The sequence below is a fragment of the Pseudomonas sp. SED1 genome, from assembly GCF_034044025.1.
GTDB lineage: Bacteria > Pseudomonadota > Gammaproteobacteria > Pseudomonadales > Pseudomonadaceae > Aquipseudomonas.
Genome location: NZ_JAXCIS010000006.1, coordinates 1 through 13,655 on the forward strand (window position 1 = coordinate 1; position 13,655 = coordinate 13,655).

Sequence of the window (13,655 nt, forward strand, 5' to 3'; positions counted from 1 at the left end):
AAGGCGGGAGAGCCGGTTAGACGCGGAATGCCTGTACGGCAGTGTTGAGTTGCCCGCCAAGTACCAGCAAGTGTTCTCCCTGGCTGCGTCCCTGGCCAATTCGCAGCAAGTTGTCCTCACCCAGTTGGTGAATTCGCTCACTGTTGTCGCGGATTTCGCTCACGGCGCCACTTTGCTGGGCGGTGACATCGGCAATCCGTACCGCAGTGTCGGAAATGGTCTGGATCGCGCCGACGATTTCATCCAGCGCGCCGTCAGCCGCCTGGGCTTGCTCGGCGGTGGCTTCTGCGTGTTCGACCTGGGCGCGCATGCCTTCCACCGATTGCCGGGCGGCGGTTTGCAGGCCGGCGATCAGGTGCTGGATTTCAGCGGTGGCGCCGGCGGTGCGCTGGGCCAGGGAGCGCACTTCATCGGCCACCACGGCGAACCCGCGCCCGGCTTCACCGGCCCGCGCGGCCTCGATGGCGGCGTTCAGCGCCAGCAGGTTGGTCTGGTCGGCAATTGAGCGAATCACCGTGAGTACGCCGCCGATGGTTGCGGACTCCTCGGCGAGTTTCTCGATCATCTGCGCATTTATCTGCACTTCGCCGACCAATGCGTGCAACCCGGTGAGGCTCAGGCCGATCACCCGTTGGCCCTGTTCCACGGCTTGGCCTGCGCTGCGGCTGGCCTCGGCGGCCTGGCTGGCGTCGCCAGCAACCTGCTGGATAGTGGCTTCGAGTTCACCCAGGGAATCGCGAATCTGCGCGGTGTCACCGGCCTGGCGCTCGGCGCCGTCGTGCATGCCATTGCTCAATTCCGCCAGGGCGCTGCTGCTGCCGGCCACTTGCTCGGCGTTGCCGCGAATGGTGCCCACCAAGTCCACCAGATAAGCGCGCAGGCGATTCAGGGACTCCTCGATATCGTGCAGTTCGCGGTTGGTCTTGCCCAAGGCAATGGGCTGGCTGAAGTTGCCTTCGGCCCACGTGGACAAGGCCGGCGCCAGGTTGGTCAGCACCCGCGCCAGGCGCCGCTGCAAGGTGTCGATCAACAGCGCGATCAGCAAGATCAGGCCGATCATGACGCCTTGAATCAGCCGCACTTCGCCCTGGATCTGCGCATGCTGGGCCCGCACCACCGGCTCCAGCCCGGCGATGGCTTGCTGCACGGCGTTGATTTTCAGGTGGGTGCTGGTGGCCAGTTCGGTACGTTGCTGGATTTGCTCGCGGGTGCGTTTCAGCTCGGCGGGGTAGCGGGTCAGCAGGCTGTTAAGTTCGCGCTTGAGGTCGACGCCGGTGTCCTGGGCTACGGTTTTTTCAGCGTTTTCCAGGCCCATCATGGCCGAGAAGTCGTCGGTATTGGACTCGCTGCTGGCGGTCACCCCCAGTAATGGCAGTTGCCCCAGCACGTCAGCCTGGCTGCGGATATTGCTGACTTCGCGCTCCACGTCGTCGGCCAGTTCGCTGCGCCCGCTGCTCACCAGCTTGTCCCGGGCCAGGGAGAGTTTGGCCAGGTGCTGGGACGCCGCGAGCAACGGCGGCAGATAACGCGCGGCGTCGGGGGAGGTGACGCCGCTGGCGTACTGGTTCAGTTGCTCCAGATTGGCGCCGAGTTCGCGTTCGGCTTGCAGCAGCAAGGCTTGCGGGTCACCCGCCAGCTTGCCCGCGGCCAGCAGGTCGGTCTTGCTGAAAGTGTCCAGGTCTACCAGGCTGGGGCGCAGGTTTTGCGCCAGGTCTGCCGGCAGTTCATCCAGATGCTGCAACAGGTTTTCCAGGCTCTGGCTGGCGCTGCTCAGGCGCAGGGCGTCGCCGCTGGCGAGGTAATCGTCGATATTGCGCGCGGCCTGGTTCTGGAAGGTCTGCGACAGGCCCAGGTAGCGCTCCATCAACAAATAGGGCCGTTCCAGGGCGCGTTGCGACCACCAGAGCGTCGCGCCCAGGGCCAGGCAAACGGCGACCAGAAGGAGGGTGTTCAGATTCGTCAGCAGCTTCAGGCGCATGCGTGGTTTCAACCGACAGCAGAAGTAAGTGCCTGAAGTTATTGCGTTTCCATTACAGAGTTATGACGGATTCGGTGGATTCTGGTGAAAAGGTGGCACTTTGCTTTGATGCGCGCGCCGACATCACCCGGTTACGCCCTGCATCCTTGGCGCGGTACAGCGCCTCGTCGGCCTGGGCTGCCATCATCAGGCTGTCGGAGCCGTCACACAGCTCCACCACGCCGGCACTGAAGGTGCACCACAAATCCTGCGGCTGGGCGGGGTAGTGAATCTCGGCAAAGCGCCCACGGATTTCGTCGAGCACTTTGCAGGCCGAGTCGAGATCGGTGTCGGGCATCACGATGGCAAATTCTTCACCGCCGTAACGGCCTATATAGTCGGTCTTGCGCAGGCGCTGCTTGAGAAACAGCGCGAGGCTCTTGATTACCCGGTCGCCCATGGGGTGCCCGTGGCTGTCGTTGACCCGCTTGAAGTGGTCGATGTCGAGCATCGCAAAGCTCAGCGGTTTGCTCTCGCGCCGCGCACGGAAGCTGCAGTCTTCGAGCAATTGCAGGATGTGGGTGTGGTTGTACAGCCCGGTGAGGCTGTCGCGCACCATCCGCGCCTTGAGGTTGCGCGCCCGCGCCGCACGGTTGCGCACGGTGGTGATCAGGTGTCGGGGCTTGATCGGCTTGGTGAGGAAGTCGTCGCCGCCTTCGCTCATGGCGTCCAGTTGCTTGTCCAGGTCGTCTTCGGCCGAGAGGTAGATGATCGGCACGCTGACGTAGCGGTCGTTGTGGCGGATCACCTTGGCCAGTTCGGTACCGGTGCAGGCCGGCATATACATGTCGAGGATGATCAGGTCCGGCTGGAAATCCGCCAGCTCGGCCATGGCCTGGATCGGTTCGATCAGCGTGCGGGTGACGATGCCGGCGCTGTTGAGCAGGCGCTCGGTGTGCATCGCCTGGGCCCGCGAGTCGTCGATGATCAGCACTTTATAAGGTTCGTACTGGGCGACGCAGGTCAGCACTTCGATTTTTTCCAGCAGGCTCGAGGCCTCCAGGGTTCCGGTGAGGAACTCCTGGCCGCCGGCGCGCACGGCGGCCAGGCGAGTGGGTGTATCGGTTTCGTGCAGGCTGAAAAACAGCAGCGGCAGTTTTTGCTCCAGGCCTTCCTGGGCTTCGGCCGCAAGCTTCAGGCCCAGGCCGGTGCCGCAGAAATCCACATCCATCACGATGGCTGCCGGCAAGCGTTCGGCCATCGATGAGCGAAATGCTGCCACGCTGTCGAGGGACTGCGCGCTCAAGCCGAAAAATTCCAACTGCTTGGCCAGGCGCTCGGCGCGATCGTGATCGGCAAGCATCACGTAGATCGGCTTGCGCATCGGCGGCAGGAGGGTTTGCTCCAACTGATCGCCCTGGCGCAGGCCAGTGCGCGACAGGCGCTGCATCAGACGGTTGAGTTCGGTGATCAGATGGCTGCTCAGGCGGCCGCGGTTATCGTCCACCGCCTTGAGTGAAGCGCCGATCTGGTGTGCCAACTGGCCATGTTCCGGCTGCTCGAAGCGCTCGGCAAAACGCAGCAGGCGCAGGTTGGCCTCGCCGAGTTCGGTCAAGTCGGCGGTCGACCATTCGCTGCGTTGCAGGCGCTGCCAGATCTCAAGAATTTGACGTGCCTGATGAATTACACGCTGGGCAAAATGGTGCTTGAGACGCTCACGGCTGGGGTCTTCTGGCTCGGTCATATCCTGACTACTAGTTAGGCTGCATGCTGAGGTCGAACTGATGGCTCTATGCTAGCACCTCTTTTCCGTTGCACGAGTGTCATACGTCAATTAACTGCGAGGTCCTGGATATTCATTTACCGACCCTGCAGTCGCGCGGGCGTAAACAGCGTGCATCCTTTATAGTCGAGCCGCGCACAAGCGCCACCCTGACTAAAAGCGCCGCACGGCTCGGCACGATGGGGTAGGGTTGTGGTCGTAGCTATTGAACTCAAGTGATTGAAAGGATATCGCCATGCTGGACTGGAAAAACCGCGCAGGCAGTGCAAAGGGCCCGGCCCCTGAAACCAAGTCGGCCCCCCGCAGCTATTTCCGTAACATGCTGATGAGCCGTGCGTTGCTCTCGCTGGTTGCGTTGTATCTGTTGGTCACCGGTGCCCTGGGTTGGTACTGGAGCGAAGAGCCTGCATTGTTCCCGGTTCAGCAGAACGCGCAGATAGCCGCCGAGAAGGAAGGCAAGCAGATGGTGGTGGGCTTCACCACCGTCGAAACCCTCAAGACCGTGGTGGGCACTTTGCTGAATAAGCCGGGTGGCTACATTTCCAACGACCGTTTCCCGCCGGGCCTGTGGATGGACAACATGCCGAGCTGGGAATACGGCGTGCTGGTGCAGGTGCGTGACCTGACCCGTGCCTTGCGCAAAGACTTCGCCCGTTCCCAGTCGCAGTCGGCGGAAGACGCGGACCTGGCCAAGGCCGAACCGCGTTTCAACTTCGACAACAAGAGCTGGGTGCTGCCGTCCAGCGAGTCGGAATACCAGGAAGGCATCAATTCCCTGAGCCGCTACGAAGCGCGTTTGTCCGACCCGAATCAGCGCGGCGCGCTGTTCTATGCGCGTGCCGACAACCTGAACAACTGGCTGGGTGATGTGGCGACCCGTTTGGGTTCGCTGTCGCAACGGCTGTCGGCCAGCGTGGGCCGGGTCAAGCTCAACACCGCGCTGAAAACTGAAGCGCTGGCGCCGGGTGAAGTGCCGCAGGTCGACGAAGAAGTGGTGGAAACCCCATGGATGCAGATCGACAACGTGTTCTACGAAGCCCGCGGCCAGGCCTGGGCCTTGTCCCACCTGCTGCGTGCCATCGAAGTCGACTTCGCCGACGTGCTGGCCAAGAAGAACGCCACCGTCAGCGTGCGCCAGATCATTCGTGAGCTGGAAGCCTCGCAGGAGCCGGTATGGAGCCCGATGATTCTCAACGGCAGTGGCTTTGGCGTCCTCGCCAACCATTCGCTGGTCATGGCCAACTACATTTCCCGGGCCAACGCTGCAGTGATCGACTTGCGTCAGCTGCTTAACCAAGGTTGATGATGGACGCTTCCACCCGGGAGGCTGCGCACCGCGCGGCCTCCGACGCCGAACTGATTGCCTGGGTCGACGAGCAGGACAACCTGCTCGGCAGCCTGGTGCGTTCCGACCTGCGCCAGCGCGGGCTGATCGGGCGCTGCACCTTTATCTTCCTGTTCAACTCTGCCGGTGAGCTGTGTGTGCACCGGCGCACCCTTAGCAAAGCCATGTACCCGGGGTTCTGGGACACGGCGGCGGGCGGCATGGTGGCGGCCCACGAGTCCTACGCCGAATCGGCGGCCCGGGAGCTGGAAGAGGAGCTGGGGGTAAGCGGCGTCGAATTGACCCCGCACGACCACTTCTACTTCGAAGACGGCGACAGCCGGCTCTGGTGCACCTCGTTCTCTGCCGTGTGGGACGGGCCGTTGCGGATCCAGCCGGAAGAAGTCATGGAGGCGCGCTTTCTGCCACTGGCGACGGTGTTGCAGGAGGCCGAACAAAAGCCCTATTGCCCGGATGCGCAGGAAGGCTTGCGTCGTTATTTGGCCCTGCGTCGCTAAAGTTGCATAAATTGGCGCCATTTGGCTCTTAGCAAGGGGCCTTTTTGCCGTTACACTGCGCGACTTTTCAGGCTGAACCGCTGTTGTTCCACCCTGTAGGAGCGAGCTTGATCGCGAAAAACGTAAGCACGACGCGTGCTGTCTGAATGCCCGCGTTATCGTTGACGACCTTCGCGAGCAAGCTCGCTCCTACAGTGGTTTGAATATCGGCGGCTCAGTAGCGCTGCCCCTGCCTGAGTGGGGCTTCGCGGTCGATGATCCCATCGATCAGTCTTTGTCCTCCCAAGAGGATTGCCGGTGGCCAAAAAAGCCGCATCCTTCGCCGCCCTTGGTGGCCTGGTATTTTCCACCGACGCAGGTCGACACTGCCCGGACTGTCGCCAGCCCGTGGACGCGTGTACCTGCAAAACAACCCTGATTCCCGAAGGCGATGGTATTGCCCGCGTCCGTCGCGAGAGCAAGGGCCGTGGCGGCAAGACGGTGACCACCATCACCGGCGTGCCCCTGGCCGAAGATGCCCTGAAGGAGTTGGCCACGACGCTGAAAAAGCGCTGTGGCACCGGTGGTGCCTTGAAAGACGGCATCATCGAGATTCAGGGCGACCACGTCGAGTTGCTGTTGGCCGAGCTGATCAAGCTGGGTTACAAGGCGAAGAAATCCGGCGGTTAGCAGCCTCTGTGAAAACCACCCCGATGACCCGCTTGCTGAACGCAAACTGTCGTCTCCATGGTTTTCACAGAGCCTGTTCCTGACCGGTGTCTAAACTCTGTCCTGCAAGTGGGGTCTACCCCTCTCACAGGCAAATCGTCATTTTCATTCTTTAGACTGCGCCAGCCTCTGATCAGGCCGGTGCACTTCGACTTCATTTATAGGGGACTTCGATGTCCGTACGACGCACACGCAAAGACGATGGCAGCCAATGGACAGTTGCGGACAGCCGCAGTGTTTACGGGATTCGCCATTGGGGGGCCGGGTATTTCGCGATCAATGATGCCGGTCGCGTTGAAGTCCGTCCGAACGGCCCGAACAGCACGCCTGTCGACCTGTACGAGCAAGTAGACCAGCTGCGTAAAAGCGGCCTGTCCCTGCCGTTGCTGGTGCGCTTCCCCGACATCCTGCAAGACCGCGTGCGCCAACTGACCGGTGCCTTCGACGCGAATATCGAGCGCCTGGAATACCAGAGCAAATACACCGCGCTGTACCCGATCAAGGTGAACCAGCAGGAAGCGGTGATCGAGAACATCATTGCCACCCAGGATGTGTCCATTGGCCTGGAAGCCGGCTCCAAGCCGGAGCTGCTGGCCGTGCTTGCCCTGGCGCCGAAAGGCGGCACCATCGTCTGCAACGGTTACAAAGACCGTGAGTTCATCCGCCTTGCGCTGATGGGCCAGAAGCTTGGCCACAACGTATTTATCGTGATCGAGAAAGAATCCGAAGTCGGCCTGGTGATCGAAGAAGCCGCCAACCTCAAGGTCAAGCCACAGGTGGGCCTGCGAGTTCGCCTGTCGTCCCTGGCGTCGAGCAAGTGGGCGGACACCGGCGGCGAGAAATCCAAATTCGGTTTGTCGGCGGCGCAACTGTTGTCTGTGGTCGAGCGCTTCCGCGCGGCGGGCCTGGACCAGGGCATCCGCCTGCTGCACTTCCACATGGGTTCGCAGATCGCCAACCTGGCCGACTACCAGCACGGGTTCAAGGAAGCCATTCGTTACTACGGCGAACTGCGCAACCTCGGCCTGCCGGTGGACCACATCGACGTGGGCGGCGGCCTGGGTGTGGACTACGACGGTACCCACTCGCGTAACGCCAGTTCCATCAACTACGACATGGACGACTACGCCGGCGTGGTCGTGGGCATGCTCAAGGAATTCTGCGACGCGCAGAGCCTGCCGCACCCGAACATCTTCTCCGAGAGCGGCCGTTCCCTGACCGCCCACCACGCCATGCTGGTGGTGCAAGTGACCGACGTCGAGAAACACAACGACGACGTGCCGGTGATCGAGAACAAGGAAAGCCTGCCGGAAACCGTGCAATGGCTGGTGGACCTGCTGGGCCCGACCGACATTGAAATGGTCACCGAAACCTACTGGCGCGCCACGCACTACATGAGCGATGTGGCCACCCAGTACGCTGACGGCAAAATGACCCTCGCCGAAAAGGCCCTGGCCGAGCAGTGCTACTTCGCCGTGTGCCGCCGCCTGCACAACTCGTTGAAGGCGCGCCAGCGCTCCCATCGCCAGGTGCTGGACGAACTCAACGACAAGCTGGCCGACAAGTACATCTGCAACTTCTCGGTATTCCAGAGCCTGCCGGACACCTGGGCCATCGGCCAGGTACTGCCGATCCTGCCGCTGCATCGCCTCGACGAAGAGCCGCTGCGCCGTGCCGTGCTGCAAGACCTGACCTGCGACTCCGACGGCAAGATCAAGCAGTACGTGGATGAGCAAAGCATCGAGACCAGCCTGCCGGTGCACGCGGTGAACGAGGGTGAAGATTACTTGCTGGGCATCTTCCTGGTGGGTGCCTACCAGGAAATTTTGGGCGACATGCACAACCTGTTCGGTGACACCGACTCGGTGAACATCTACCAGCGTGAAGACGGTTCGGTGTACAGCGCCGGGATCGAGACCCACGACACCATCGAAGACATGCTGCGCTACGTGCACTTGTCGCCGGAAGAGTTGATGACTCACTACCGTGACAAGTGCGCCAGCGCGAAGATCACGGCGGCGGAGCGGACTCAGTTCCTGGATGCGTTGCGATTGGGCCTGACTCGTTCGTCGTACCTGTCCTCGTAAGTACACCGCTCCCAGGCTGACAAAGATCTCAAAGTGACAGAGATCCAGTGTGGGAGCGGGCTTGCTCGCGAAGGCGGTGTATCAGTTTGCCCATGTATTGACTGCCACGCCGCCTTCGCGAGCAAGCCCGCTCCCACATTTGGATCGCCGCAAGTCCTGCAGTTTTTATAGGGCCTGAATAATGTCGAGAAAGCTCTTGCAAGCGCTCACCCTGGCCATAGCCGCGCTTCTTGCGGCTTGTTCGCCCATCAAAGTGCTCAACGCACTCACCCCCACCAGCACCTTCACCAAAACCTCCTCCATCGCCTACGGCGATGACCCCCGCCAGAAACTCGATATCTACCGTCCCGTCACCGCCTTGCCCAACGCCCCCGTCGTGGTGTTTTTCTACGGCGGCAGCTGGAACAGCGGCTCAAAGGATGACTACGGTTTTGTAGGCGAGGCCCTGGCCTCACGCGGCATCATGGTGGTGATTGCTGACTACCGACTTTATCCACAAGTGCGTTACCCGGCGTTTTTGCAGGACGGTGCCCAAGCGGTGGCCTGGGCGCATCAGCACAGTGCCGAGTACGGCGGCGATCCCAGCAAGCTGTATGTGATGGGCCACAGTTCCGGTGGCTACAACGCCGCGATGCTGGCGCTGGACCCTCAGTGGCTGGCCGGAGTCGGCTTGTCGCCGTCAATCTTCAAGGGCTGGATCGGCCTCGCCGGGCCGTATGATTTCCTGCCGATTGAAAACCGTGATGTGCGCCCGGTGTTCTTCTACCCGGATTCGCCGCCCGATTCCCAACCCATCAATCACGTCAGCCATGACGCACCGCCGAGCCTGTTGATTGCATCGGTGGACGACAACCTGGTCAACCCCAAGCGCAATACTGGCGGCTTGGCGAACAAACTGCGGGCGGCGGGCGTGCCGGTGGAGGCGTTCTACTTCGCCAAGACCAGTCATGCCACGTTGGTGGCGTCGATGTCCCGGCCACTGCGCTGGCTGGCGCCGGTGCTCGACCGGGTCACGGCGTTTATCACCTTCACGCCGGGCCAGTGAGCCAGCGGTCCTGCTTGTTCAGGCGCCAGGCAATCGCCCACAGCGTGAGGCTGCGCAGGGCCATGAACAGCAGGAAGGTTATCCACAAGCCGTGGTTGCCAAGGCTCTGCAATGCCCAGGCGAAGGGCAGCACAATCACCACCGTCAGCAGCATGCCATTGCGCATTTCCCGGGCGCGGGTAGCGCCGATAAACAGGCCGTCCAGCAGGTAGCTCCACACGGCAATCAACGGCAGTACGGCGAGGTAGGGCAGGTAGATGTCGGCGGTTTCGCGCACGCTCGGGATGTCGGTTTGCATCGCGATAAACAAGTGGCCGAACACGGCGAACAGGATCGCGAAACCGACGCTGGCCAGCAGCGACCAACCACAGGCCACCACCAGCGAGCGGCGCAAGGCCTGGCGGTCGTGGGCGCCGATGGCGTGGCCGCATAACGCCTCCACGGCGTGGGCCAATCCGTCCAGGGCATGAGCCGTCAGCAGTAATCCGTTAAGCAGCAGCGCATTCGCCGCCACGGTGGCATCCCCCAGACGCGCGCCTTGGACGGTAATCATGAAAAACACCGATTGCAGGGCCAGGCTGCGGATGAAGATATCGCGGTTCACCGCCAGCAGCGGGCGCCAGCTTTGCCACAGTTTGAGTGCCGCCCAAGCGATATGGCCAGGGTAGGCCCGCAGGGCTTTTTGGGTGAGGGCCAGGCCAAGGAGGGCGCCGGTCCATTCGGCGATCACCGAGGCGCGTGCCGAGCCGACCACGCCCCAATCCAAACCCAGCACGAACCACAGGTTGAGGGCGATGTTGACGAGGTTGGTGGTCAGCAGAATCGCCAGCGGTGCGCGGGCGTTCTGGGTGCCGAGGAACCAGCCCACCAGCGCGTAGCTGGCCAGGGCGGCGGGCAGGCCGAAGAGGCGGGTATGGAAGAATTCGCGGGTCAGCTGGTTCAGCTCGGGGGACGGCTGCATCCACTCCAGCACCAAACCGCTTAAGGGAATGCCGATGCTGCCGAGCAACATCGCGAGGCCCAGCGCCAGCAGCAGCCCCTGCAACAGAATCTGCCTCAGCGCCGCGCCGTCACCGCGCCCGGCGGCCTGGGCGGCAAAACCGGTGGAGCCCATGCGCAGGAAGCCCATGGCCCAGGCGAGGAAGGTGTACAGGCTGGCCCCGACGGCCACGGCTCCGAGTTGATGGGCGTGGGGCAGGTGGCCGATGACCATGCTGTCTACCAGCGCTACCAGCGGCACGGAGATGTTCGACAGGATCATCGGCGCGGCGAGGGCCCACACGCGGCGGTGGGTGGGGCGGTCGCGCCAGTCGGTTAGCAGGGAAGTCATGCGGGCTCCTTTGGGGAGCGGTAGTGTAACTGTCCATTAGCTGCGCCGCAGATCCAATGTGGGAGCGGGCTTGCTCGCGAAAGCGGTGTGTCAGTTGCCGGATGTATTGGCTGACCCACCGCCTTCGCGAGCAAGCCCGCTCCCACAGTTTTGACCGCGTAGTGTCAGGTTTTGCGGGGGTGCAGGCATTCGATGGAGCGGTCGACGGTGGTCTTGGCAATTTCCAGCAAGTGCCAAACGGCCAGGATCTTCGCCCGCTGTGGGCTCTCCAGCAGCTCACTGCAATCAAGCGCAGTGGCCGAGGCGCTGCTCAGCAGGCTGGCGGTGTAGAGCAGGGAATCTTCGAAGCTCAGGTCTTCGTTGACCGTGTGGAAACCCTGTGATGGCAGGTAGTGTTCGAGGGCGCGATTGAAGGCGGCGCGGTCGTTGAGGAAGTCGCTGGGTGGGTCGGGAACAAGCTTATGCATGGTGTAACTCCACTAGTAGGTAAGGAGCTGACACCCGCGCGACTAAACGAGGGTGGCGGCTGTACGCAGGTTAGTCGACCGGCTAGTGGAACCCGGCGCACCCGAAGGTGCCCTGCGCACAGCCGCCATGAAGCAGGGCGACAACTTGCGCTCACTAATTCCGGGCGACTAAACCCGATCACTGATATGCAGTGAAGGAGCGAAGACTAGCCACCGGTCCTGGCAGGCACAAGGCTGAAAGATTGTCTCGGAAACGTCCGTCAAATTAAAGGGATTTACCCTGCTGGCCCTTTATTAACGCACCACCCAGCTCAACAGCCACAATCCCAGCATCAACCAGATAATCCCCATGATGATCGACGCCCGCATAAATGCGCGCACCGCCGAGTACAGCAGCATCAGGCCGATGATCAGAGTGAGGATGCTGATGATCGAGGTGTCCATGCCCAGCGTGCGTGACAGCCCATCGATAAAGTTCCCGCCCGCGTGGGTCAGCGCATTGAACAATCCACTGAGCCCGTCGACGATAAAGCGGATGACGGAACCGAGCGCCTGGCCCAGCCATTCGAAAAAGCTTTCTACCTGCATGTGTGTGTCCTGATGAAAAGGTGGGCGTAGCTGAGGCTTTGGTCGTTATTACCTGACCCTAGTTCCCTTCTAGCATAGAGGTTTACGCGTTACAGGGATTCACTTGCCTTCGCGCGGCTTGCGCCCGAAGCTATACACCTTCAGGAGCGCCCCATGAATCTCGACCACCTCACCGAACGCCTGCACCGCATCCGCGATACCAACGACTGGAAGCAGTTCCACAGCCCCAAGAACCTGGCGATGGCCGCCAGCGTCGAAATGGCCGAGCTGGTGGAGATTTTCCAGTGGTTGAGCGAAGACCAGTCGCGCCAGTTACCTGCCGACAAACTCGCCCACGCCGGCCAGGAAGTGGGTGACATTGTTCTGTATCTGCTGCTGTTGTGCAGCGAATTGGGGTTGGACATGGATCAGGTTGTACAGGCCAAACTGGCCGACAGCGAACGGCGGTTTGCCAAATGAGCGACCGTCATTTCGACCAGCTTGCTACCCGTTTCGCCGAGAAGATCTACGGCGGTGCCAAGGGCGCGATTCGCCTGGCGGTGCTGCAAGCCGATTTGATCGAAGCGCTGCCGGACCGCCCGCTGCGGGTACTGGATATCGGCGCGGGGCTGGGCCATATGTCGCTGTGGCTGGCGGAGCGCGGTCACGATGTAACCCTGGCCGAACCCGCCGAGCCGATGCTCGAAGGCGCCCGCCAGCGTTTCGCTGAAGCCGGGCAGACAGCCACTTTCATTCAGGCGCCCTGGCAGGACCTGCTCGGCCAGCTCACCGAACCCTACGACCTGGTGCTGTGCCACGCCGTGCTGGAATGGCTGGCCGAACCCCATGCGATCCTGCCGGTGCTGCACCAGTTGACCGCGCCCGGCGGCTGGCTGTCCCTGGCCTTCTACAACCGCGACGCCTTGATTTACCGCAACCTGCTCAAAGGCCACTTCCGCAAAATGCGCAAGAACGACATGGCCGGCGAGAAGCAGAGCCTCACGCCACAACAACCCCTGGACCCACGGGAATTGGCGACGCAACTAGAGGGCCTGTGGCAGGTCGAAACCCAGAGTGGCGTGCGGGTGTTCCACGACTATATGCCGGTGGAATTCCAGGCCCGCGCCGAGTTGCAGGATTTGTTGGAGATGGAGCTCGCACACCGTCGTCACCCAAGCTTTGCCGGACTTGGGCGTTATTTGCACTGGATCTGCCGTCCGGTTTAAGCGGCCCAGTCTGCGGAGGTCGAAATGAAGCGCTGTCTTGGACTGATCCTGCTGGGCCTGGGCCTGGCGGGTTGCCAGAGCAACAACCCGTATGTGGCGGCGTCCGCCCCGATGCCGCCGGCGCCTGCCCAGGCGGCCAACACCTTTGATGCCAGCGCCTACCCGGCGCCGGTGCGCGACTATGGCGCCTATCGCAGTTGGGCCTGGCTCAACAACCAACTACCGGCGGGTTCGGCCTGGGCCGATTCGGCGCAGATTGCCGAGGCCGTCAGCGGCGCCCTCGACCAGCGCGGCCTGCGCCCCTTGCATGACAACCGCACCCCCGACGTGCTGGTAAGCGCCGACGTGCGTCTGGAAAAACGCCTGCGCCAGGTCCAGGACGACTATGGCTACGGTTACGGCGGCTATAACCGCTACGGCAACGGCTACGGCATGTACAACAGCGTGCCGGTGGTACGCACCTATGAAGTGACGGTGGCCGTGGCGCGCATCAGCCTGTTCGACGCCCGCACCCGCCAGCCGGTATGGAGCACCAGCGCCGAAACCACGAGCCAGGGCAGCCTCAGCGAACGCGCCGATTCCCTGCGTGAGGCGATGCAAAAGGCGATGACTGCCTACCCACCCAGTTAGCAGCTATTCTCAT

Annotated in this window: 12 protein-coding genes and 1 pseudogene; 8 read left to right on the top strand and 5 right to left on the bottom strand. The window is 62.2% G+C overall.

What is annotated here, in order from left to right:
• Positions 1 to 16: 16 nt before the first annotated feature.
• Together SNL23_RS31445 and SNL23_RS00675 are read right to left on the bottom strand one after the other, a co-directional pair.
• Positions 17 to 523: pseudogene (locus SNL23_RS31445) on the bottom strand (methyl-accepting chemotaxis protein); the annotation flags it as partial.
• A 1,507-nt stretch (positions 524 to 2,030) separates the two neighbouring features.
• Positions 2,031 to 3,701 carry a response regulator gene (locus SNL23_RS00675; RefSeq protein ID WP_076017976.1) on the bottom strand — a complete coding sequence of 557 codons (1,671 nt, stop codon included), beginning with the start codon at positions 3,699 to 3,701 and terminating at the stop codon, positions 2,031 to 2,033.
• A gap of 274 nt (positions 3,702 to 3,975) precedes the next feature.
• Between SNL23_RS00675 and SNL23_RS00680 the strand changes: the two genes are divergently transcribed.
• The 5 genes from SNL23_RS00680 (at position 3,976) to SNL23_RS00700 (ending at position 9,422) form a co-directional block, all read left to right on the top strand.
• The gene (locus SNL23_RS00680; RefSeq protein WP_076017975.1) at positions 3,976 to 5,043 is read left to right on the top strand and encodes a DUF2333 family protein; all 1,068 of its coding nucleotides are present in this window, start codon (positions 3,976 to 3,978) and stop codon (positions 5,041 to 5,043) included.
• A 2-nt stretch (positions 5,044 to 5,045) separates the two neighbouring features.
• Complete coding sequence (locus SNL23_RS00685) at positions 5,046 to 5,582, top strand: NUDIX hydrolase (RefSeq protein WP_076017974.1); 537 nt, start codon at positions 5,046 to 5,048, stop codon at positions 5,580 to 5,582.
• A gap of 297 nt (positions 5,583 to 5,879) precedes the next feature.
• Complete coding sequence (locus SNL23_RS00690; RefSeq protein ID WP_167664869.1) at positions 5,880 to 6,251, top strand: translation initiation factor Sui1; 372 nt, start codon at positions 5,880 to 5,882, stop codon at positions 6,249 to 6,251.
• Between the two features lie 212 nt (positions 6,252 to 6,463).
• Positions 6,464 to 8,377 (top strand): arginine decarboxylase, encoded by a 1,914-nt coding sequence (speA, locus tag SNL23_RS00695; RefSeq protein ID WP_076017972.1) that lies wholly within the window; start codon positions 6,464 to 6,466, stop codon positions 8,375 to 8,377.
• A gap of 181 nt (positions 8,378 to 8,558) precedes the next feature.
• Positions 8,559 to 9,422 carry an alpha/beta hydrolase gene (locus SNL23_RS00700; RefSeq protein WP_318301326.1) on the top strand — a complete coding sequence of 288 codons (864 nt, stop codon included), beginning with the start codon at positions 8,559 to 8,561 and terminating at the stop codon, positions 9,420 to 9,422.
• Here SNL23_RS00700 and SNL23_RS00705 read toward each other — a convergent pair.
• From SNL23_RS00705 to SNL23_RS00715, 3 genes are all read right to left on the bottom strand, one after another.
• Positions 9,406 to 10,752, bottom strand: coding sequence for an MATE family efflux transporter (locus tag SNL23_RS00705; RefSeq protein WP_076017970.1), 1,347 nt, complete (start codon positions 10,750 to 10,752; stop codon positions 9,406 to 9,408). The genes SNL23_RS00700 and SNL23_RS00705 overlap by 17 nt on opposite strands.
• A 164-nt stretch (positions 10,753 to 10,916) precedes the next feature.
• Positions 10,917 to 11,219, bottom strand: coding sequence for a DUF6124 family protein (locus SNL23_RS00710; RefSeq protein ID WP_318301327.1), 303 nt, complete (start codon positions 11,217 to 11,219; stop codon positions 10,917 to 10,919).
• Positions 11,220 to 11,513: 294 nt separating this feature from the next.
• On the bottom strand, positions 11,514 to 11,807 hold the full coding sequence (locus tag SNL23_RS00715; protein WP_076017968.1) for a hypothetical protein: 294 nt from the start codon (positions 11,805 to 11,807) through the stop codon (positions 11,514 to 11,516).
• 153 nt (positions 11,808 to 11,960) lie between these two features.
• On the opposite strand from SNL23_RS00715, the gene SNL23_RS00720 reads away from it, so the two are divergent.
• From SNL23_RS00720 to SNL23_RS00730, 3 genes are read left to right on the top strand one after another with little or no spacing between them, the layout of a single operon-like run.
• Positions 11,961 to 12,266, top strand: a complete 306-nt coding sequence (locus SNL23_RS00720) for a MazG-like family protein (RefSeq protein ID WP_017478435.1) — start codon at positions 11,961 to 11,963, stop codon at positions 12,264 to 12,266.
• Positions 12,263 to 13,012 (top strand): methyltransferase domain-containing protein, encoded by a 750-nt coding sequence (locus SNL23_RS00725; protein ID WP_076017967.1) that lies wholly within the window; start codon positions 12,263 to 12,265, stop codon positions 13,010 to 13,012. Before SNL23_RS00720 ends, SNL23_RS00725 begins: the two co-directional genes overlap by 4 nt.
• A gap of 24 nt (positions 13,013 to 13,036) precedes the next feature.
• Positions 13,037 to 13,642 carry a DUF4136 domain-containing protein gene (locus SNL23_RS00730; RefSeq protein WP_318301328.1) on the top strand — a complete coding sequence of 202 codons (606 nt, stop codon included), beginning with the start codon at positions 13,037 to 13,039 and terminating at the stop codon, positions 13,640 to 13,642.
• Positions 13,643 to 13,655 lie beyond the last annotated feature (13 nt).